General features: G+C 41.5%; 20 protein-coding genes and 1 pseudogene. 4 read left to right on the top strand and 17 right to left on the bottom strand.

Translation table 11 applies throughout. From position 1 onward, the window contains the following. Positions 1 to 104: 104 nt before the first annotated feature. The 16 genes from RWO85_RS07910 to uvrA form a co-directional block, all read right to left on the bottom strand. Positions 105 to 731, bottom strand: a complete 627-nt coding sequence (locus tag RWO85_RS07910; protein WP_314415170.1) for a phosphoribulokinase — start codon at positions 729 to 731, stop codon at positions 105 to 107. Continuing rightward, positions 728 to 1,318, bottom strand: a complete 591-nt coding sequence (gene nrdG / locus RWO85_RS07905) for an anaerobic ribonucleoside-triphosphate reductase activating protein (RefSeq protein ID WP_314415169.1) — start codon at positions 1,316 to 1,318, stop codon at positions 728 to 730. The genes RWO85_RS07910 and nrdG overlap by 4 nt, the downstream gene beginning before the upstream one ends. Next, positions 1,311 to 1,817, bottom strand: a complete 507-nt coding sequence (locus tag RWO85_RS07900; protein WP_314415167.1) for a GNAT family N-acetyltransferase — start codon at positions 1,815 to 1,817, stop codon at positions 1,311 to 1,313. Before RWO85_RS07900 ends, nrdG begins: the two co-directional genes overlap by 8 nt. Before the next feature lie 37 nt (positions 1,818 to 1,854). Beyond that, positions 1,855 to 1,995 (bottom strand): hypothetical protein, encoded by a 141-nt coding sequence (locus RWO85_RS07895; RefSeq protein WP_000521632.1) that lies wholly within the window; start codon positions 1,993 to 1,995, stop codon positions 1,855 to 1,857. Between the two features lie 11 nt (positions 1,996 to 2,006). Next, the gene (nrdD, locus tag RWO85_RS07890) at positions 2,007 to 4,214 is read right to left on the bottom strand and encodes an anaerobic ribonucleoside-triphosphate reductase (protein WP_314415166.1); all 2,208 of its coding nucleotides are present in this window, start codon (positions 4,212 to 4,214) and stop codon (positions 2,007 to 2,009) included. A 119-nt stretch (positions 4,215 to 4,333) separates the two neighbouring features. Next, positions 4,334 to 5,887 (bottom strand): damage-inducible protein CinA, encoded by a 1,554-nt coding sequence (locus RWO85_RS07885; RefSeq protein ID WP_314415164.1) that lies wholly within the window; start codon positions 5,885 to 5,887, stop codon positions 4,334 to 4,336. A 254-nt stretch (positions 5,888 to 6,141) separates the two neighbouring features. Further along, on the bottom strand, positions 6,142 to 7,674 hold the full coding sequence (cls, locus tag RWO85_RS07880) for a cardiolipin synthase (RefSeq protein ID WP_314415162.1): 1,533 nt from the start codon (positions 7,672 to 7,674) through the stop codon (positions 6,142 to 6,144). A gap of 138 nt (positions 7,675 to 7,812) precedes the next feature. Continuing rightward, a complete protein-coding gene (locus tag RWO85_RS07875; RefSeq protein ID WP_314415160.1) occupies positions 7,813 to 8,277 on the bottom strand; it encodes an SP_0198 family lipoprotein in 465 nt (154 codons plus the stop codon). An 86-nt stretch (positions 8,278 to 8,363) separates the two neighbouring features. Beyond that, the gene (locus RWO85_RS07870; RefSeq protein ID WP_314415159.1) at positions 8,364 to 9,614 is read right to left on the bottom strand and encodes a folylpolyglutamate synthase/dihydrofolate synthase family protein; all 1,251 of its coding nucleotides are present in this window, start codon (positions 9,612 to 9,614) and stop codon (positions 8,364 to 8,366) included. Positions 9,615 to 9,821: 207 nt separating this feature from the next. Further along, complete coding sequence (locus RWO85_RS07865; RefSeq protein ID WP_000017620.1) at positions 9,822 to 10,127, bottom strand: DUF1292 domain-containing protein; 306 nt, start codon at positions 10,125 to 10,127, stop codon at positions 9,822 to 9,824. A gap of 15 nt (positions 10,128 to 10,142) precedes the next feature. Beyond that, positions 10,143 to 10,562 (bottom strand): Holliday junction resolvase RuvX, encoded by a 420-nt coding sequence (ruvX, locus tag RWO85_RS07860; protein ID WP_004239076.1) that lies wholly within the window; start codon positions 10,560 to 10,562, stop codon positions 10,143 to 10,145. Positions 10,563 to 10,565: 3 nt separating this feature from the next. Further along, a complete protein-coding gene (locus RWO85_RS07855; RefSeq protein ID WP_000507059.1) occupies positions 10,566 to 10,832 on the bottom strand; it encodes an IreB family regulatory phosphoprotein in 267 nt (88 codons plus the stop codon). An 86-nt stretch (positions 10,833 to 10,918) separates the two neighbouring features. Then, positions 10,919 to 11,488 (bottom strand): SP0191 family lipoprotein, encoded by a 570-nt coding sequence (locus RWO85_RS07850; protein ID WP_314415158.1) that lies wholly within the window; start codon positions 11,486 to 11,488, stop codon positions 10,919 to 10,921. A 65-nt stretch (positions 11,489 to 11,553) separates the two neighbouring features. Beyond that, complete coding sequence (spx, locus tag RWO85_RS07845) at positions 11,554 to 11,952, bottom strand: transcriptional regulator Spx (protein ID WP_000591165.1); 399 nt, start codon at positions 11,950 to 11,952, stop codon at positions 11,554 to 11,556. A 131-nt stretch (positions 11,953 to 12,083) separates the two neighbouring features. After that, positions 12,084 to 13,145 (bottom strand): Xaa-Pro peptidase family protein, encoded by a 1,062-nt coding sequence (locus RWO85_RS07840; protein ID WP_314415157.1) that lies wholly within the window; start codon positions 13,143 to 13,145, stop codon positions 12,084 to 12,086. Further along, positions 13,138 to 15,969 (bottom strand): excinuclease ABC subunit UvrA, encoded by a 2,832-nt coding sequence (uvrA, locus tag RWO85_RS07835; RefSeq protein WP_314415156.1) that lies wholly within the window; start codon positions 15,967 to 15,969, stop codon positions 13,138 to 13,140. The genes RWO85_RS07840 and uvrA overlap by 8 nt, the downstream gene beginning before the upstream one ends. Positions 15,970 to 16,100: 131 nt before the next feature. Between uvrA and RWO85_RS07830 the strand changes: the two genes are divergently transcribed. The 4 genes from RWO85_RS07830 (at position 16,101) to RWO85_RS07815 (ending at position 19,384) form a co-directional block, all read left to right on the top strand. Beyond that, positions 16,101 to 17,045 (top strand): magnesium transporter CorA family protein, encoded by a 945-nt coding sequence (locus RWO85_RS07830; protein ID WP_000815623.1) that lies wholly within the window; start codon positions 16,101 to 16,103, stop codon positions 17,043 to 17,045. An 11-nt stretch (positions 17,046 to 17,056) separates the two neighbouring features. Continuing rightward, positions 17,057 to 17,734, top strand: a complete 678-nt coding sequence (locus RWO85_RS07825; protein WP_314415154.1) for a DUF1129 domain-containing protein — start codon at positions 17,057 to 17,059, stop codon at positions 17,732 to 17,734. A gap of 246 nt (positions 17,735 to 17,980) precedes the next feature. Beyond that, a complete protein-coding gene (locus RWO85_RS07820) occupies positions 17,981 to 19,015 on the top strand; it encodes an LD-carboxypeptidase (protein WP_314415152.1) in 1,035 nt (344 codons plus the stop codon). A gap of 105 nt (positions 19,016 to 19,120) precedes the next feature. Beyond that, a complete protein-coding gene (locus RWO85_RS07815; protein WP_000166114.1) occupies positions 19,121 to 19,384 on the top strand; it encodes a SemiSWEET family transporter in 264 nt (87 codons plus the stop codon). 84 nt (positions 19,385 to 19,468) lie between these two features. Here the strand turns inward: RWO85_RS07815 and RWO85_RS07810 are convergent. After that, positions 19,469 to 19,906 (bottom strand): annotated as a pseudogene (locus tag RWO85_RS07810) (DNA-3-methyladenine glycosylase I); the annotation flags it as partial. Positions 19,907 to 19,954 lie beyond the last annotated feature (48 nt).

The following is a 19,954-nucleotide window of genomic DNA, read 5'->3' as shown; positions in this document are numbered from 1 at the left end:
TAACACAAAGCCCCTGCGATTGCAAGGGATTTGTTGCTGTTTTTTCGTTTTTTTAAAATGAAACTGTTTTCCTACTTTTTCTTTCTAAAATTAGGGATTTTCTTCTATATAAACTGACTCCTCTTGACCTCAAATTTACCTTCTGATTGGTCTACTAGAATGTCCGCCCTTGACTCAGTTTCTTTATAGTATTGTAGATATTGCTCCCGTCTCATCTGATGGCTAGCAAATATAAAGGATGCATCGCGATTTCTCACTGTCGTATCTCGAGCTAGACGCCACTTTAATTCGGTCTCCTCATCCGTATAGAAACAGATGGTTTTGTCAAAGAGTTCCTTGGGTAAAAAGCCTACAGACATCCCTTCGACAATCAGAACTGGTTTGGCTCCTGACAAGACCTCACTAGCCTTCCAAGGCTCTTCAATTGTCAAGACATCCATACCCGCCTGCAAGGCTAAGATATCTCTCCGCAAACTTGCCAATTCATGCGCCACTGGCAGACAGGCTGTCACCTTTTGATTAGGCGCGTCCTTTGGTACTACCAGATGGCGTCCTGAGGTGATATAAGGATCTGTCTCTAGCAAATTTACTGTAGTAGAATCTAAAGCTTGGTACAATTCCTGTGTAAAGATTGATTTACCCGAAGCCCCATGACCGTATATCCCCAGTGTCCTGACTTTTCCCTTTTCTATTTCCGAAACAAGCTGGTCTATTAAGTCTTTTCTCTTCATTCTCTCTTCACCTGTTCATAGCTTTCTTTTCCATCATTGAGTTTGTCCCAAATCACTACTTGCCCACTTTTGAGGGATTTTTGAACATCGATAATTCGTTGATTGGAAGAACCTCGAAATTGGAGCATGAGATTCCTCTTAGTTCGATCATATCGTCCATCGACAAGAATGTCAATCAGTGACAAGAGTTCCAGTTTATCTTGTGTCTCCAACATCATTTCTTCCCATGTATAGCCCGTCCAAGACCAGATATCTTTATCTGGTAATTCCTTCCGAATCCGCTTAACGAGTGGCAAGAGAATACCCGTATTAAGAAAGGGCTCCCCTCCCAGCAAGGTCAATCCTTGAACATAAGGTTGAGCAAGGTCTGCCATAATCTGTTCTTCTAACTCTTCTGTATAGAGAATGCCAGCATTGAAGGACCAAGTCGCTACATTATAACATCCCTCGCAGTGAAACATGCAGCCTGATACATAGAGGGAGTTCCGCACACCTTCTCCATCTACAAAGTTAAAGGCCTTGTAGTCAATGATACGCCCTTGACTGAGTTCCTCGCTTTTCCATTCTTGTGGTTTTGGATTATTCATTCGCTACCTCTATCCAATAACGCTCGACTCCATTACGAACATCCTCAAGGAGCCCACCATTTGCTAAAATGACTGCTCTGCTAGCAGGATTATTCACCCTACAGGTCACAAGAGTTTTCTTGATGTTCTTTTCCTTAGCAACTTGCAAGCCCTGACGGAGAGTTTCCTTAGCATAACCCTTGCCTCTTTCTGACGGACGAATGGAGTAGCCAATATGACCAGCATAATTCAGCAACCCCTCATTCAGTCTCAATCGCAGATTCAAAAAACCTAGAGCATGACCTACATTATCAAATGATACAAATTGAATAGAAGGAACACGATTTTCAGGCAAGTTTATTCCCATCTCTTTTTGCATATTTGTTTCCAACCATTCTTCATACACAAAGTTCTCTGTATCCCAGAATCCTCCATCATGGGCTGATTGGCTATTTTCAAACTCTGACATCATCTCTAAAACTGTTGCTTTATCTGCTAATCTTGGTCTGCGTAGTTCCATTTTCACCTCCCACTAAGAGAAAAGCGAGAGAAATCCCTCACTTTTTCTTATTCTTATTTAAAAATTGTTCTCTGAGGTTGAGCAAGCGTTCTTTTTTGCTCACTCCACCTTTCGAATGCTTTTCATGATAACGGGTCACTTGTGCACGCCCCTTATCATCTAATTGATATTTTCCCATTTCAGTTCTTTCTAATTTGTTACTTGATGACCAGCTATTTTAATCGTTGAGCCATTCATATGTTTGACACGCGCAGCGATTTCCTTGTGACGGCCGTTGACCATCGGTCTCGCTTGAGGATTGCCAAGATAGCCACAAGTTCGTTTCACCACATCTACTGTTTTAGGATCGCTATTCCCACAGTTGGGACAAGCAAATCCTCTCTCAGTTGGTTCAAAATCCCCTTCAAAGTCACACTTGTAGCAACGATCAATTGGAGTATTAGTCCCCAGATAACCCACACGATCATAAGCATAATCCCAGACAGCTTCCAAGGCCTTTGGATTTTGCTGAAGGACTGGATACTCACAATAATGGATGAAGCCACCTGACGCACCTGCTTCTGGATAGACTTTCTCAAAGTCTAATTTTTCAAACGGTGTTGGATTTTTACGAACATCGTAGTGGAAAGAGTTGGTGTAGTATTCCTTATCTGTGATATCAGGAATAGAGCCAAACTTGTCTGTATCTAGTCGGCAGAAACGATCTGTCAAACTTTCAGATGGTGTTGAGTAGATAGAGAAATGATAGCCATATTGGTCTGACCACTCTTCTACACGGCGTTTCATATCACGAATGATATCCAGCGTGAATTCCTTAGCATCTGAATTGCTTTCCCAACTATTTCCAAAGAAGACAGTAGCCACTTCATACAAACCGATATAGCCCAGCGAAACGGTTGCGCGACGATTCTTAAAGAGCTGGTCAACACTTTCTTCTTTACCTAGACGATGACCAAAAGCGCCGTACTGATAAAGAATAGGAGCATTTGCTGGTGTCGCTTCCTTGGTTCGTTCGACACGATAAACCAGAGCATCTTCCGCAATGTTCATTCGCTCGTTGAAGATTTCCCAGAACTTATTCATATCACCTTCAGACTCTAGAGCAATACGAGGTAAGTTAACCGTCACAACTCCTAGGTTCATGCGACCTGAATTGACTTCTACACCATTTTCATCCTTCCATCCTTGGAGGAACGAACGGCAACCCATAGGCACCTTGAAGGAGCCTGTCAAGTCAACAATCTTATCATAAGATAAAACATCTGGATACATTCGCTTGGTTGCACACTCAAGAGCCAACTGCTTGATGTCGTAGTTGGGAGTTCCTTCCTCTAAATTGAGTCCTCTTTTTAGCGTAAAGATGAGTTTTGGGAAGATAGCTGTACGATGTTCTGAACCAAGCCCATTGATACGAATGTTTAAAATTGCCTTTTGAATTTCACGCTCAAAACGATTGGTTCCCAGACCAAAACCTAGCGAAGTAAAAGGTGTTTGCCCATTTGAAGTGAAGAGAGTGTTGATTTCATACTCGAGAGATTGCATGGCATCATAGATGTCCTTTTGCGTTTTCTTCCAAGCGTAATCTTCCCGTTTTTCAGGTAAGACCCACTCTTCCGCATCCTTGAGGTGTTTTTTGTAATTCTTCTCTGCATAAGGCGCCAAAATCTCATCGATACGGTCAGCTGAACAACCTCCGTACTGGCTAGAAGCAACGTTGGCGATGATTTGGGAAATTTGAGCTGTTGCAGTCTGAATAGACTTGGGACTTTCTACCTCTGCATTTCCAATCTTAAAACCATTTTCCAACATACCCTTGAAATCAATCAAACAGCAGTTGGTCATAGGTGTATAGGGACTGTAGTCCAAATCGTGATAGTGGATATCCCCTTTTTGGTGGGCATTGGCTACGTGCTTAGGAAGCATTTGCAGTCCGATTGATTTCCCAACAATCCCTGCTGTCAAATCACGCTGGGTATTAAAGACATCGCTGTCTTTATTAGCATTTTCATTGACAACTGCCTGATCTTTATTGAGAAGCTTATGGATACTAAAGTTAATATCTGTCGCTTTTGAGCGTTCAAAATCCCTTTGTGTCCGATAAGTAATATACTCCTCAGCCAGCGCATATTCTTTGGCTTCAAGAAGTTCATGTTCTACGATATTTTGAATTTCGTAAATCTTAACCCCCTGTGGAAAGCGACTATGAATTTCTGTGACAATTCGCTCGGTCAGAGCATTGAGGCGCTTTTCAACCAAGGGTGTCACGTCCATAACCTTGTCTGCCGCCTTGTGGAGAGCCTTGTCAATCTTGTCCACATCAAATACAACACGTCTCCCATCTCGTTTCTCGACGAAGAGAGTTGGCAAAATTGTAATTTTTTCTTCTAGTGCAATCATATGCATGCTCTTTTCTAAAATGTTTTTTCTAAAAAGTATTATACCACTCTAAAAAGAAAAATCAATATCTTGTGTTAAAAATCATAAAATTTTTAAAAATACACAAGATATTGATTTGGTTATTTAATTTTATAGACTTTAAACTCTGAGTAATCAGTCTTTACTTGTTGGTAATTTTCTTTCAAAATTGTTTCTACTTCAGACCAGACTGGCACCTTGTCATTCACAAGAATCATCTTGGATTGATTTTCTTTTAAATCATTAATCAAACTAGTTTTATTTTCTTCTGTATTCGTGTAGAGAAGAGGTGATGAGAACATAGATCCAGCCAAACGCTGGCTTTCTTTATAAATCTGAACATGAGAATCCCAGATATAGATTTGGTCTCCCTCACTTGTCTCTTGTTTTATTCTATCCACTACTTGATGTTGTTCACTATATGAAGCTGGATGCAAGACAAAACGAGCTACAAAAGAAACTGCAATTAGATAAAACACTACTAGAATCGGTAAGTAGAGATTTCCCCTCATAAATTTTTTCCATAAAGTTGGAACATCCTCTCTTCTCCGACGCCGTGCTATCCTTCCCGAGTGTTCCCCACGAATACTGGTCATCAAAAGAAGGAGTAAAAATGGAAGGATTAGAATCAAACGCGAACCGTGAAGAGGTTCTTGAGAAAAAAGCAACAAGGCTAGTACAAATAAGAAAACAAAGCTAGCCGGTACTGAGATGACATATAATCTAGATGCTTTAGATTGGAACAAACCGAGAAAAATAAGAATGAAAGCTCCTAATCCAAAGGTTAATAGACCATAGAATAAAGTATTTTCTACTAACTGGGGATTAGTAAAAGTAATCATAGAGGTAAATGGATACAAAAATCTACTTAAAGCCTCTCCAAAACCTCCTGAAATGATGACATAGTAGCCTAAAGGATAAAATAGGAGAGAAAAACCAAGTGCTGTCGCAAAAAATTGATAAATTCCATGTATAAAGCGTCCATGTCCAATATTAAAGACCAATAAACCAATCGTTACTACTGCAATAAAGAGAAGACTTGTAAGAGGCTCTATGAAAAATGATAGGGCCAAGAAAATCCCCAAACGTAAAAATCCTTTATCGTGATTAGGATTTGCCAGATAGCCTGCTACTAAAGAAAAGCCTGCAAATAAGAATGGGAGAGCTACAATCGTAGCATAGCCTCCTCCAAAACCAAGACCAGATACCAAAAGATAAAATATCGTTAGGAGTTGCTTAGCTTGATCCCTTTGTCCTGTCAGATAGTTAGTTGCAGAAAAGAGGAAATACCCCCCTCCTAAGAGGGCTAGCCATTCTACCAAGGCAAAAAGAATGCCTCCTTGGGTAATATAAAGTAGTAAATAATAAAGAAGACCTTGGCTAGAATAATAACTACTGTATAGCTGTCCTCCCTGATGCAAAGCCCACCCTATATACAAATCCTGAGCCTGAGAAGGACTTACCATATCTAAAAGTAAAGGAAGCACCACAGAAAAAACCGTCGCAATCGTACTTCCGATGATGAGTCTGAAAAACGGGAAAGCTAGGCGCTCTTCTTTTTCCAGGTTCGATTCAAGGTTCCTATCCAGTCTATTTTCTATTCCATCACTCTGTATCGTTTCGGATACTTCTTCTATTCTGCCATATACAGCCATGTCGTTTCTCCTATTCAATTTATCTGTCTTAGTATATCAAAAAGACCTAGAATTGTCAGCTTGCGATGGCTGTTTGAGCGATTTTTTGCATAGTTTCACAAAGGTTTCAATTTCTCGAAATCGGTGTAAATGTGTCTGTTTAAATGTCGTGATATAGTTCAATTCTTTCTGAGTTAGCATCTTTCCTCCTACATCTTCTTATTCGTAAAAGGCAAGAAAAATAGGACTGACTTGGGTCCTCAGTCCTAGATTTCTTATAAGATTGGGGCAAATAACTGGGCAATTTCCTTAATCAATTTTTGATACCAGCTATTTTTTATCGTATGAGCAAAAATTTCTTGCGATACTGAAAAAATCTCCTCAAAATCTTTTTGAATCTCTGTGATTGATGCCGTTTTATATAGCAAAACTGCATTTTCATAGTGGTGAAGCAAACTTCTGTAATCTAAGTTAATGGTTCCAACTGCAGCAAAGTCCTTATCTACTAAGATTTGTTTACTGTGAATGAAACCTGGACTATACTCAAAAATTCTTACTCCTGCCGATAACAAATCCGAATAAGCCCCTCTTGTAATAAGTTGGATTAATTTTTTATCTGGAATGAAAGGTGTTACAATGCGGATATCAACACCCCTCATGGCCGCGTTTTTAATACTCTCTGTTAAGTCATAGTCAATAATCAAATAAGGAGTTGTAATATAGACTGAATCAGTGGCTTGATTGATCAAGCTTTGATAGACTTTTTTCCCTACCTGAGTACGGAAGATGGGCTTGGGTCCACTACCGTAAGGAATGCAGAGACCTTGGCTAGAACGAGGTTGATTTTCCAAGTGATACTGGTCAAAATCGCTGATTTCCCCACGATTGATATACCAGGTCATCAAAAAGAGACGAGTTAGAGCCTTGACACCAGGACCATCTAAGCAAATCCCACTGTCCTTCCAGTAGCCAAAGCGTTCTACATGATTGATGTACTCATCGGCTAAGTTAATCCCTCCTGTATAGGCTACCTGACCATCTATGACAAGAATTTTACGATGGTCCCGATTGTTGTAAGCCACCGTCAAACGAGGAATCACCTTGTTAAACTTATGGGCTTCAATTCCTCGACTACGAAGCTGAACAGTATAGTCGCCAGGTAAAGTCGCCATACAGCCGATATCATCATAGAGCATCTTGACCTCTACACCCTGAGCTGCCTTTTGCTCTAGTATATCTAGTATGCTATTCCACATCAGACCTTCTTCGACAATATAATACTCGAGAAAGATAAATTTCTCAGCTTTCTTGAGGTCTTCCAACATATGTTGCCACATTCTTTCACCAGAAGAAAAGAATTGTGAGTCTGTTCGATCATAGACATCGGCATTGCGATCCATACTCAACAAAGATTTGATAACTCCGTAAGCCGCTTTATCATCTTCCTTCAATTTCTGGCGGAGTGCTTTACTGTTATCCTCCCGAAAATGCATGGAACCAAGTCTGTTCAACTGCTTGATTTCTTTTTTAGACAATCGCCTTTCACCAAACATTAGATAGAGCAAAGGACCAATGACAGGAACAAAAGTCACCACTAGCCACATTACCTTGCTTTCAGGCGCCATGGAACGATTAACAATAGCGACAATGGTCGCCATACTCATAATGATTAAGAGAATCACCCAAAGAATAGGGGCCATGCGCCCTAAATAAAGAAAGAGACCAAAGACAAGAGAAAGTTCAAGTAGCATAATCAAAAGACTAAAGCCATACTTGGACATCAATAATTGAAATTTCCTATATTTCATATCCCCTCCTTGATATTTTGAATGCTAAAAACAGGTAATTGATACTAGTATAACGCAGGTATTCGATAGAAGGCAAGTATTTATCATCATTTTCTAAGTAAAAGTAAAAGAGACCGACAAATCCAGTCTCCTTCTAGTCTATTTTGATAAAACGATACGATCTGAAGCGTCTCTATCCATATCGTCGATAATCATCTGATTGCCATTGATTGTATAAATCTTAGCATCATCACCAACAATCATGCGTTGATTGGCTGCATCGAAACTGACCTGCTTGATTTCTTGATCTCCGTCAGTTTCTACCTGTGTCCAGGTACCAGTTGTTCCAGTTACCACTAAAGTGATTCGGTCTCCTTCATCCTGACCAGTATAAGTTCCATCAATATTGGTTGGTTGGGCTGTAACTGTATTTTGTGAAGAACTTGTTGCTGCCTGGTTGCTATTTTCTGTAGACGATGAAACAGCAGGTTGTGATTGCTGAGTTTGTTGAGTTTGCGATTGAGCTACTGGTTGTTGAACTTGTTGAGTTCTCTGTGAACAAGCTACTAAAAGACTAAGACTTGCTAGAGAAGCAAGAGAAAGTGTGAATGTTTTTAATTTCATGATGAATTTCCTTTCTTCTACCAATTTATAGAAAAATTTCCTTCTAATTAGTAGTCCTCCTAGTATAACAAGTTCAAAAAATGTGGTCAATTTATCTGCTCACGGTCCAGCAGGTAGCCCCGTACTTCTGAGATAAAATAGAGAGACCCTGTAACGAACAGCAAGTCCTTGGTATCGACTTTTTCTTCAAAACTGCTAATAAATTCTCGGTAAGAGGGAATTACATGGTAACCTGTTACATCTGTCTCGTCTAGAGAACCTCGATAGTCAAAACCAGTCACCTTGAGTTCCACCTGAGGTAAATTCTCAGTCAGATAGCCCAGCATCCCTTGATAATCCTTCCGTTTCAAGGCTCCAAATAGGATTTGAGGACGATAACCTTCCTGCTCTTTTTCTTTGATAAATTCAACCAAGCGAGTCAAGGCAGGGAGATTATGTGCACCATCCAAGTAAATCTGAGGACGAATACGCTCCAAACGGCCAGCCCAATGGGTCTTCTCCAAAGCCTGTCTTACAGCCTGCTCATCAACAACTTCCTTTTCTTCCCTCATAAAGAGAAGAAAAGTTTGCAACGCCAAAGTTGCATTTTCCTGCTGATAAGCTCCTTCTAAACCTATTTTCAACTGCGAAATATTTAGTAAAGAACTTGAAAAATCACCATTCAGCATTGAAAAATCCTGACCTGCCTGATAAAGGTCAACAGCTAAAGATTCGGCTTTTTCCTGACAGACAAGCCTAGCTTCTGAAGACAATTTCGCAACCACTGCCTTCTTACCAGCCTTGAAAATACCAGCTTTCTGCTCTGCGATTGCTGCTATACTGTCACCCAGAGTCTCCTGATGGTCAAGTCCAATGGAGGTGATGACAGCAATCTCTCCAATTACCACATTGGTCGTGTCAAGTAAACCACCAATTCCCACTTCCAGTAGAACCAAATCAACCTCTTGCTCTCTAAAATAGAGGAAAGCAATCAAGGTCAGCAATTCAAAAAAGGACAACTGGTCATGAGTTTGCAGAAGGGTCTTTTCCATCTCCTTGACCTGATTAGCCAAACGGATGAAGTCTGCATCATCTATTGGTTGCCCGTTAATACAGATTCGATCATTGATAGAGACGATATGAGGGGAGGTAAAAGTCGCAACTTTTTTGCCATGCCCCATAAATAACTCCCTCATGAAAGCAATGGTAGAACCTTTTCCATTAGTTCCTGTTACGTGGATAATAGGATAAGACTTCTTGGGATTCCCCAACAAATCCACCGCTTCTTGCATTCGGCCCAAACCTGATCGAAAATTCAAACCAATCCGACTATGGAGCCATTCTTCTACTTCAAACATATACATCTCCTTGACAAAAGTCCAATCAATTACCACATCAAAGCATGATGACTAATAAAAACAAGGTCAGGATTTTCGTCCCGACCTCTTACCTGATTAGCTAATAACTAGCTACTATGAATGTTAACGTGGGCTAAAAACATCCACTGGATGTTCCAACTCTTCCCAATTTCTAGGAGTTGGGCTGATACAGTCTCCCAGACTGTATCACTCCTCCATAAAACTATTAAAGACTTCTTCAATCATGTTCCATTCGTCTTCTGAGTCTTCTGGGATTGGTTGCAATTCGCCTTCTGTTCCATCTTCGTTTTCGATGAATGAGTAAGCTTGGATTTCAACTTGTCCGTCTTCGTCTTCTTCTGCGTTAACTGGTACTAGAAGAACATAGTTTTTACCAAATTCTTCTTTTCCGTCAATGGTCAAAAGGATTTCAAACAAGGTTTCATTTCCTTGCTCATCTACTAGTGTGATTAATTCACGTTCTTCGTGGTCGTGGTTATGATCGTGTGACATAGCCTCTCCTTTATATTAAAATTTTCTATCTAAATAATTTTGTAAAATCAGCTGAGCTGCTAACTTATCAATGACTTTCTTTCGTTTATTGCGACTGATATCTGCTTGTTCAATCAACATGCGTTCCGCAGCAACTGTTGTCAAGCGTTCATCCTGATAGTCTACTGGTAAACCAAAAAGCTCTTCTAGCTTTGCTCCGTATGCCTGACTAGCTTCCACGCGCGGTCCGCTTGTATTGTTCATGTTTTTAGGTAAGCCCACTACAAATCGTTCCACCTTGTAAGTATCAACCAACTCCTTAACGCGGTCAAAACCAAATTGGCCTTGCTCCTCATTGATTTGGATGATTTCAAGCCCTTGAGCTGTAAAACCGAGCGGATCACTGATGGCCACCCCTACCGTTTTTGAACCGACGTCCAATCCCATAATTCTCATAGGTTACAGATCGACTCCTTGTCCTTTGAGGTAGTAGCGGACCAATTCCTCAACGATTTCATCACGCTCATACTTACGGATTTGATTTCGTGCATTATTATAACGAGGAACGTAGGCAGGGTCTCCACTCAATACGTAGCCTACGATTTGGTTAATTGGGTTGTAGCCCTTATCGTTCAACGAAGCATAGACATCAGTCAAAGTTTCGCTAATTTCTTTTTTATTGGAATCGTCCAATTTAAAACGTACTGTTTCTTCAGTAAATCCCATTCTAACACCCTCTTTCCTTAGAATAGTACCATTATAGCATAATTCCTTACGTTCTACAATTCAGGCAGTCTATTTATTTGGATTTTCTATTGTTCTGTCGCGCCATTTGCCAATCTGTCTGAAATATATTTGCTTGGTTCATTCTTCAAGAGATTTTCTAAACCAATGTTCTTCAAATATTCTAACTGAGAAGCCTTCTTGACATCCAGAACTTGAAAATCAAAACTAGTCGTTGTTTGAAGTTCTGTTTCATTCAATAGTTTGGTTTCAAGCTTAAATCCTGCTAATTTACGAGCTTCTATGATGGCCTCATCCTTCTCCTCTGCCTCCAGAAGAGCTTTTTGAGTTTCTTCCACTCCATGTTGGTCAATATAAGTCTTCAACTCATCTGATACTGGACGTTTTTGTTGGATAGTTAGACTCAAAAAAGTCTTGTCTTTGTAAGTAATTGTTTGTGTCTGCTGGCTACCATCATCTGACTTTGGCAAGACCAAAGTCTTGGTCACAACTGTATTCTTCTCTGCATTCTCGATAACTGGCAACGCTGACTGCAGCGTGTCCTTTTCTGTTTTTGTAGCTGTTCCAGTTTCTTTTTTCTGTCCGCAACCAACCAGGACAAAAAGGAAAGCTAGACTAACAAGAACTATTTTTTTCATTTCTTTCTTCTTTCTTTTTGAAATTAAAATAGAATAAGACTGGGAATTGCTCCCAGCCTTGATGTTTATAGAGCTGCACGCAAACGTGCTTCTGCATTTTCTACATTACGGACAGAGCGTGGTAGGAAGGCACGAATATCGTCTTCCTTATAGCCAACTTGCAGGCGTTTTTCATCTACAAGGATTGGGCTCTTTAAAATTCTCGGCGTTTCCATAATCAGATTGAGGACTTCATTGACGCTCAAATCTTCAATATCTACTCCAAGGGCTTTGGCATAGCGATTTTTAGACGAAACGATGCTGGCTATTCCATTATCTGTTTTGGTTAGAATATCCAGTAATTCTTCTCTCGTAATTCCTTCTTTACCAAGGTTTTGTTCTTTATAACTTAACTGGTGGGCATTGAGCCAGGTTTTTGCTTTTTTACAGCTAGTACAACTTGAGACTGTATAAATTTTAATCATGTACCTACCCCTTTCGCTACATGTTACTATCAGTTTAGTCTATTATACCATAAAAAACATCCGACTTGCGACCTATTTTTAAATTTTTTTGACTTTTTTCGTCATTTTCGTACTTTTTTCTTGACAAATAACTAAATGACTATCAACTCTTTTGGAGCTAGGGTCAATAATTCACAACCTGTCTCTGTAATCAGGATATCATCCTCGATACGAACGCCATATTTGCCTTCGATATAGATACCTGGCTCATCTGTCAATGCCATACCTGCCTTAATAGTTTCTGTAGAAGTCTGGCTAAAGTATGGTTCCTCATGGATATCCAGTCCAATACCGTGTCCAATACCGTGGGTAAAGTAGTCGCCATAGCCTGCCTCGATGATAATATCACGAGGGATTTTGTCAAAGTCACGGAAGCCTAAGCCAGCCTTGGCTTGATCGATCAAGGCTTGATTGGCTTTGAGAACCGTATTGTAAATCTCTGCCTGCTCGTCGCTAACATGCCCCAAGTAGATAGTTCGTGTCATATCGCTGACATAGTGGTCGTAAAGACATCCGAAATCCATGGTAATAGCTTCTCCTAGCTTAACTGGTTTGTGCATAGGATGGGCATGGGGTTTAGAAGAATTGATACCGCTAGCTAGAATGGTGTCAAAAGACAAGCCGGATGCTCCCAACTCACGCATGCGGAAGTCAAGGAAGTTAGCAATTTCAATCTCAGTCTTTCCTTGCTTAATAAAGTCAAGCGCGTCGCGGAAAGCTTGGTCTGAGATAGAACAAGCCTTGCGAATCGCTGCAATCTCTGCCTCATCCTTAATCATTCGAAGGTCTTCAACAAACTGTGTCTGTGGAACTAGTTCCAAACCTTCAAAGACCGTTTGCATACGGTGATAATAAGACACTGAAATCTCATCTTCAAAACCGATTCGAGACAAGCCCATGTCCTTAACAATTCCTGCAATGACAGCCAATTCATCACGGTCAGCCACAATCTCAAAACCACTGGTTTCTTGCTTGGCTGCAATGATATAGCGAGAGTCTGTCACCAAGACCTGACGGTCACGACTGATAAAGACTGTTCCGTTTGAGCCCCAAAAACCAGTCAAATAATAGACGTTTTTAAGATTATTGATGATGATGCCATCTAGTTCTTTTTCTTGCATTTTATCTAGAAATGCTTGTACGCGTTTATTCATGATGTAACTTTCCTTTCAAATAATGTCCTGTGTAGCTTGCTTCGTTGGCCGCTACTTCTTCTGGAGTTCCTGTTGCGATGATGGTCCCACCACCGACACCGCCCTCAGGTCCCAAGTCGATGATATGGTCTGCTGTCTTGATAACGTCTAGATTGTGCTCAATAACAAGGACTGTATTGCCATCGTCAACAAAGCGAGCTAAAACCTTGAGCAAGCGAGCGATATCCTCAGTATGAAGACCTGTCGTCGGCTCATCCAGAATGTAGAAAGATTTTCCTGTCGATCGTTTGTGAAGTTCACTAGCCAGCTTCATACGCTGGGCTTCTCCCCCAGAAAGGGTGGTAGCTGGTTGCCCTAGCGTTACATATCCCAGTCCCACATCCTTGATAGTCTGAAGTTTACGTTGAATTTTCGGAATATGTTGAAAGAACTCCACCGCATCGTTGACAGTCATATCCAAGACCTGCGAGATATTCTTTTCCTTGTAGTGGACTTCTAGGGTTTCACTGTTATAGCGGGTTCCATGGCAGACTTCACAAGCCACATAAACATCTGGCAAGAAGTGCATCTCAATCTTGATAATCCCATCACCCGAGCAGGCTTCACAGCGACCTCCCTTGACGTTAAAACTGAATCGACCCTTCTTGTAGCCTCGAATCTTGGCTTCGTTTGTCTGGGCAAAGAGGTCACGTATATCGTCAAAAACTCCCGTATAGGTAGCAGGGTTAGACCTTGGCGTTCGTCCGATAGGACTCTGGTCAATATCAATCAAACGATCAACATGCTCAATCCCTGTAATCGTTTTAAACTTACCTGGTTTGTCTGAATTGCGGTTGAGCTTCTGGGCAATAGCTTTTTTGAGAATGCTATTGATTAGGGTCGATTTCCCTGAACCTGATACCCCTGTCACTGCGATAAATTTTCCTAGTGGAAAGCGAGCTGTGACATTTTGCAAGTTATTCTCACGCGCTCCTGTCACTTCAATAAAACGACCATTTCCGGCACGGCGCTCTGTTGGCACTGGAATAGCACGTTTGCCTGACAAGTACTGACCTGTGATAGACTTGCTGTTGCGAGCCACCTGTTTGGGCGTACCTGCAGCAACAATCTCCCCACCAAAAACACCGGCACCAGGACCAACGTCAATCAGATAATCCGCCTCGCGCATGGTATCTTCGTCGTGTTCCACCACGATAAGAGTATTACCCAAGTCGCGCATCTTTTTCAGACTAGCAATCAGACGGTCATTGTCCCTCTGGTGAAGACCGATTGACGGCTCATCTAGGATATAGAGCACACCTGATAGATTAGAACCAATCTGGGTCGCCAAGCGAATACGCTGGCTTTCCCCACCTGAAAGGGTTCCTGCCGAACGAGACAGGGTCAGATAGTTAAGACCTACGTTATTAAGGAAGGTCAAACGGTCCTTGATTTCCTTGAGAATGGGACGAGCGATGATGGCTTCATTTTCAGACAAGGTTAGCTGGCTCACCAATTCCAAGTGGTCAGCGATAGACAGGTCTGAGATTTCTCCGATATGCGGCCCTTGCTCGCCACCCACACGGACAGACAAGGCCTGGTCATTGAGACGATATCCGTGACAGGTTCCGCAGGTCAGCTCATTCATGTAAAGACGCATCTGGGTGCGAGTGTAATCGCTGTTTGTCTCGTGATAGCGACGCTTGATATTATTGACAACTCCCTCAAAAGGAATGTCAATATCGCGCACGCCACCAAATTCATTCTCATAGTGGAAATGGAATTCCTTACCATCTGACCCATAGAGAATCAAGTTCTTATCCTCTTCTGACAAGTCCTCAAAAGGCTTATCCATATCCACTCCAAAGGCTGTCATAGCCTGCTCTAGCATGTTTGGATAGTAGTTGGATGAGATAGGATTCCAAGGAGCCAAGGCTCCCTCACGCAAGGTTTTGCTGGCATCTGGCACTACCAAATCAGTATCCACCTCCAGCTTGATGCCCAAGCCGTCACATTCACTACAAGAACCAAAAGGAGCATTGAATGAGAAGAGACGTGGCTCTAACTCTGGAACAGTAAAGCCACAAACTGGACAGGCATAATGCTCAGAGAACAACAACTCAGAGTCGTCCATAGTGTCGATAATGACATAACCTTCTGCAATACGAAGGGCAGCCTCAATGGAATCAAAGAGACGACTACGAATACCCTCCTTGATGACAATACGGTCAACCACGACATCAATATTGTGTTGCTTGCTCTTAGACAACTCTGACACTTCGGTCACATCATAGACTTCCCCATCCACACGGACACGGACATACCCATCTTTCTGAACCTTCTCGATAACACTCTTATGTTGGCCTTTTTTCTTGCGGATGACCGGAGCTAAGATTTGCAGGCGCTGGCGTTCCGGCAATTCTAAAACCTTATCCACGATTTGCTCCACAGAAGAAGCCTTGATAGCCCCATGCCCGTTGATACAGTAAGGCGTCCCCACACGCGCGTAGAGGAGACGCAGATAGTCATTGATTTCAGTCGTGGTCCCCACCGTCGAGCGAGGGTTTTTGCTAGTCGTTTTCTGATCGATGGAAATAGCTGGGCTGAGGCCATCAATGGCATCTACATCAGGCTTCTCCATATTTCCCAAAAACTGGCGAGCGTAGGCTGACAAACTCTCCACATAGCGACGTTGACCCTCCGCATAGAGGGTATCAAAGGCCAGACTGGATTTCCCTGAACCTGACAAACCAGTCACGACAACCAACTTGTCTCGTGGGATCTCCACATCAATATTTTTTAAATTATGGGCACGCGCCCCATGAATAACAATTTTATCTTGCATCTTTGTTCTTTCTAGTCCATTATTGCTTACCATTATACCAAAAAAAGTGAGATTCTATTACCCAAAAGGCCGAATTTGTAGTATAATAGTACGGTGTGAAAAAATCTGAAAAATGAGAAAGGATAAGGGATATGAAACAAGTTTTTCTCTCTACAACAACTGAATTTAAAGAGATCGATACGCTTGAACCGGGTACTTGGATCAATCTCGTCAATCCGACTCAAAATGAATCACTCGAAATCGCCAACGCCTTCGATATTGATATTGCTGACCTTCGTGCACCGCTCGATGCGGAAGAAATGTCTCGTATTACCATTGAAGACGAGTATACCCTGATTATCGTTGACGTGCCAGTCACAGAGGAAAGAAATAACCGCACCTACTACGTAACCATCCCGCTTGGTATTATCATCACCGAGGAAACCATTATCACTACGTGTTTGGAACCATTACCAGTCCTCGATGTCTTTATCAACCGTCGTTTGCGTAATTTCTACACCTTCATGCGTTCACGTTTTATCTTTCAGATTCTTTATCGCAATGCAGAGCTTTACCTAACAGCCCTTCGTTCGATTGACCGTAAGAGTGAACAAATCGAAAGTCAACTGCATCAATCAACTCGTAATGAAGAATTGATTGAGCTCATGGAATTGGAAAAAACCATCGTCTATTTCAAGGCCTCCCTCAAAACAAATGAGCGTGTGATTAAGAAATTGACCAGCTCAACCAGCAATATCAAGAAATACCTTGAGGACGAAGACCTGCTTGAAGATACCCTGATTGAAACCCAACAGGCCATCGAGATGGCAGACATTTATGGAAACGTCTTGCATTCTATGACAGAGACCTTTGCCTCTATCATTTCCAACAACCAGAACAACATCATGAAAACCTTGGCCCTTGTGACCATCGTCATGTCCATCCCAACCATGGTCTTTTCTGCCTACGGGATGAACTTTAAGGATAATGAAATCCCCCTAAACGGCGAGCCAAATGCCTTCTGGTTAATCGTCTTTATCGCCTTTGCTATGAGTGTCTCGCTCACTCTCTATCTCATCCATAAAAAATGGTTCTAAGAGGAGTTCCTATGTCTCAGATTGATTTACAAAAATTAACAAAGAAAAACCAAGAGTTTATCCATATCGCTACCCAACAATTCATCAAAGATGGGAAAACAGACGCTGAAATCAAGGCTATTTTTGAGGAAGTCATTCCCAAAATCCTTGAAGAGCAAGCCAAGGGTACGACTGCTCGTTCCCTCTATGGCGCACCGACCCATTGGGCTCATAGTTTCACTGTCAAGGAACAATATGAAAAAGAGCATCCAAAAGAAAATGATGATCCAAAACTCATGATTATGGACTCAGCCCTTTTCATCACTAGCCTCTTTGCTCTCGTCAGCGCCCTCACAACCTTCTTTGCGGCAGATCAAGCTTTCGGCTATGGATTGATTACCCTCCTGTTAGTTGGACTGGTTGGTGGATTTGCCTTCTACTTGATGTACTACTTTGTTTACCAATACTATGGACCAGATATGGACCGCAGTCAACGTCCACCTTTCTGGAAATCTGTACTGGTTATCCTAGCTTCTATGTTCCTTTGGTTGCTTGTCTTCTTTGCAACAAGCTTCCTACCAGCTAGCCTTAACCCCGTACTTGCTCCATTGCCACTAGCTATTATCGGAGCAGCCCTCCTAGCCCTTCGCTTCTATCTCAAGAAACGCTTGAACATCCGAAGCGCAAGTGCAGGACCAACACGTTATTGAGAGAACGATAAAAGCAACTGCAGATGCGGTTGCTTTTTATTGCTTTCTCGATATACAGTAGAACTTCTGACTCTAATCCCTATAGTTTTCTCTTATCTTTTGTGATAAAATAGGCTCATACTCAATGAAAATCAAAGAGTAAACTAGGAAGCTAGCCGAAGGCTGTACTTGAGTACGGTAAGGCGAAGCTGACGCGGTTTGAAGAAATTTTCGAAGAGTATCAATCAATTTCTAGGAGGAAGAAATATGGTTTCTACTATTGGTGTTGTTAGTTTATCTAGTGGCATTATCGGAGAGGACTTTGTCAAACACGAAGTGGACTTGGGTGTTCAACGTCTCAAGAACCTGGGACTCAATCCTACCTTTTTGCCTCATTCGCTAAAAGGATTAGACTTTATCAAGGACCATCCTGAAGCTCGTGCAGAGGATTTGATTCATGCCTTTTCTGATGATAACATTGACATGATCCTATGCGCCATCGGTGGAGACGATACCTATCGCTTACTACCTTATCTTTTTGAAAATGACCGACTACAAAATGTTATCAAACAAAAGATTTTTCTTGGCTTCTCAGATACAACCATGAACCATCTCATGTTGCATAAACTAGGAATCAAGACTTTTTATGGTCAATCCTTCTTAGCAGACATTTGTGAATTGGACAAGGAGATGTTGCCCTATAGCTTTCACTACTTTAAAGAATTAATTGAGACGGAAAGAATCTCAGAAATTCGCCCTAGCAATGTTTGGTATGAGGAACGAACTGATTTTAGTCCCAAGGCTCTGGGAACACCTCGTATCAGTCATGCAAATACCGGTTTTGAATTATTGCAAGGAACTGCCCAGTTCGAGGGAAAAATCCTCGGTGGTTGCCTCGAATCCCTCTACGATATCTTTGACAACTCTCGATACACAGATAGCGCGGAGCTCTGCCAAAAATACAAACTTTTCCCTGACTTGTCAGACTGGGAAGGAAAGATCCTCTTGCTCGAAACAAGTGAAGAAAAGCCTGAGCCGGAAGACTTCAAAAAGATGTTGCGAACTTTAAAGGACACTGGCATATTCGCGGTCATCAATGGACTCTTGGTCGGAAAACCTATGGATGAAACTTTCTATGACGACTATAAAGAGGCACTATTGGATATCATTGATAGCAATATCCCGATTGTCTATAATTTGAATGTCGGCCACGCAACTCCAAGAGCAATTGTCCCCTTCGGAGTTCACGCCTATGTAGATGCAAAGGAGCAAATCATTCGCTTTGACTATAACAAAAAATAAATAGTTTCTCTATTTTTGTGCTTTTGTATTCGTTTTCGTTACAATTTGTATCTGAATTTATTGCATTTCGCTAATTTCTATGATATCCTTTTGAAGGAGGTGTATATGACAAAACAAAAAATTAATCGAATCGTAGGTTCTATTGGTGCCTTTATTGGAATTATAGTATTTATTGCCTACATACCTCAAATTATCGCTAATTTACAGGGAAATAAAGCTCAACCATTTCAACCTTTATCAGCTGCTATATCTTGCTTAATCTGGGTTATTTATGGATGGACAAAGGAACCTAAGAAGGATTGGATACTAATCATTCCAAATTCAGCTGGTGTTATTTTAGGTGGAATCACTTTTTTGACTTCACTCTAACAAATCTAATAGTATATATAAAAAGCTGGGAAAAATTTCTCAGCTTTTTTCTATATTCTCAGATATGCTAGTTACCTGTACACACTAATTCCTGCTTTTCCATTCACAATCATTCTCGTGGTCATCAACTAGCCCTGCAGCCTGTAGAAAAGACAAGACAGCGACTGGTCCTGTGAACTTGAAGCCTCGTTTTTTGAGATCTTTGGCTAATTTCTCAGACAAAGGTGTTTTAGCTGGGGCTTGGCGGTAATCGGGAACATCGTTAACAATCGTTTTCCCCTCAACAAAAGACCAAAGATAGGCATCAAAAGAGCCATGGTCTTCCTGTAGTCGTAGAAAGGCTTGGGCGTTAGCGCGTGTAGCAAAAATCTTGGCTCTATTTCGGATGATGGCTGGATTATCCAGCAAGTCTTCCAATTCAGTATCGGTCATTTCTGCGACCGCTTGAATTTGATAGCCATAAAATGCTTCTCGGAAAGCTTGACGTTTGTTGAGCACCGTTTCCCAAGACAGACCATGTTGAGGCGGTAAGTTTGCTAGTCAAGGAGTAAAACGACGAAGATTAGCATT

It is taken from the genome of uncultured Streptococcus sp. (assembly GCF_963521865.1).
Taxonomy (GTDB): domain Bacteria; phylum Bacillota; class Bacilli; order Lactobacillales; family Streptococcaceae; genus Streptococcus.
The sequence above is the reverse complement of the archived record's forward strand: the minus strand, read 5'-3'. Positions and strand labels throughout refer to the sequence as shown.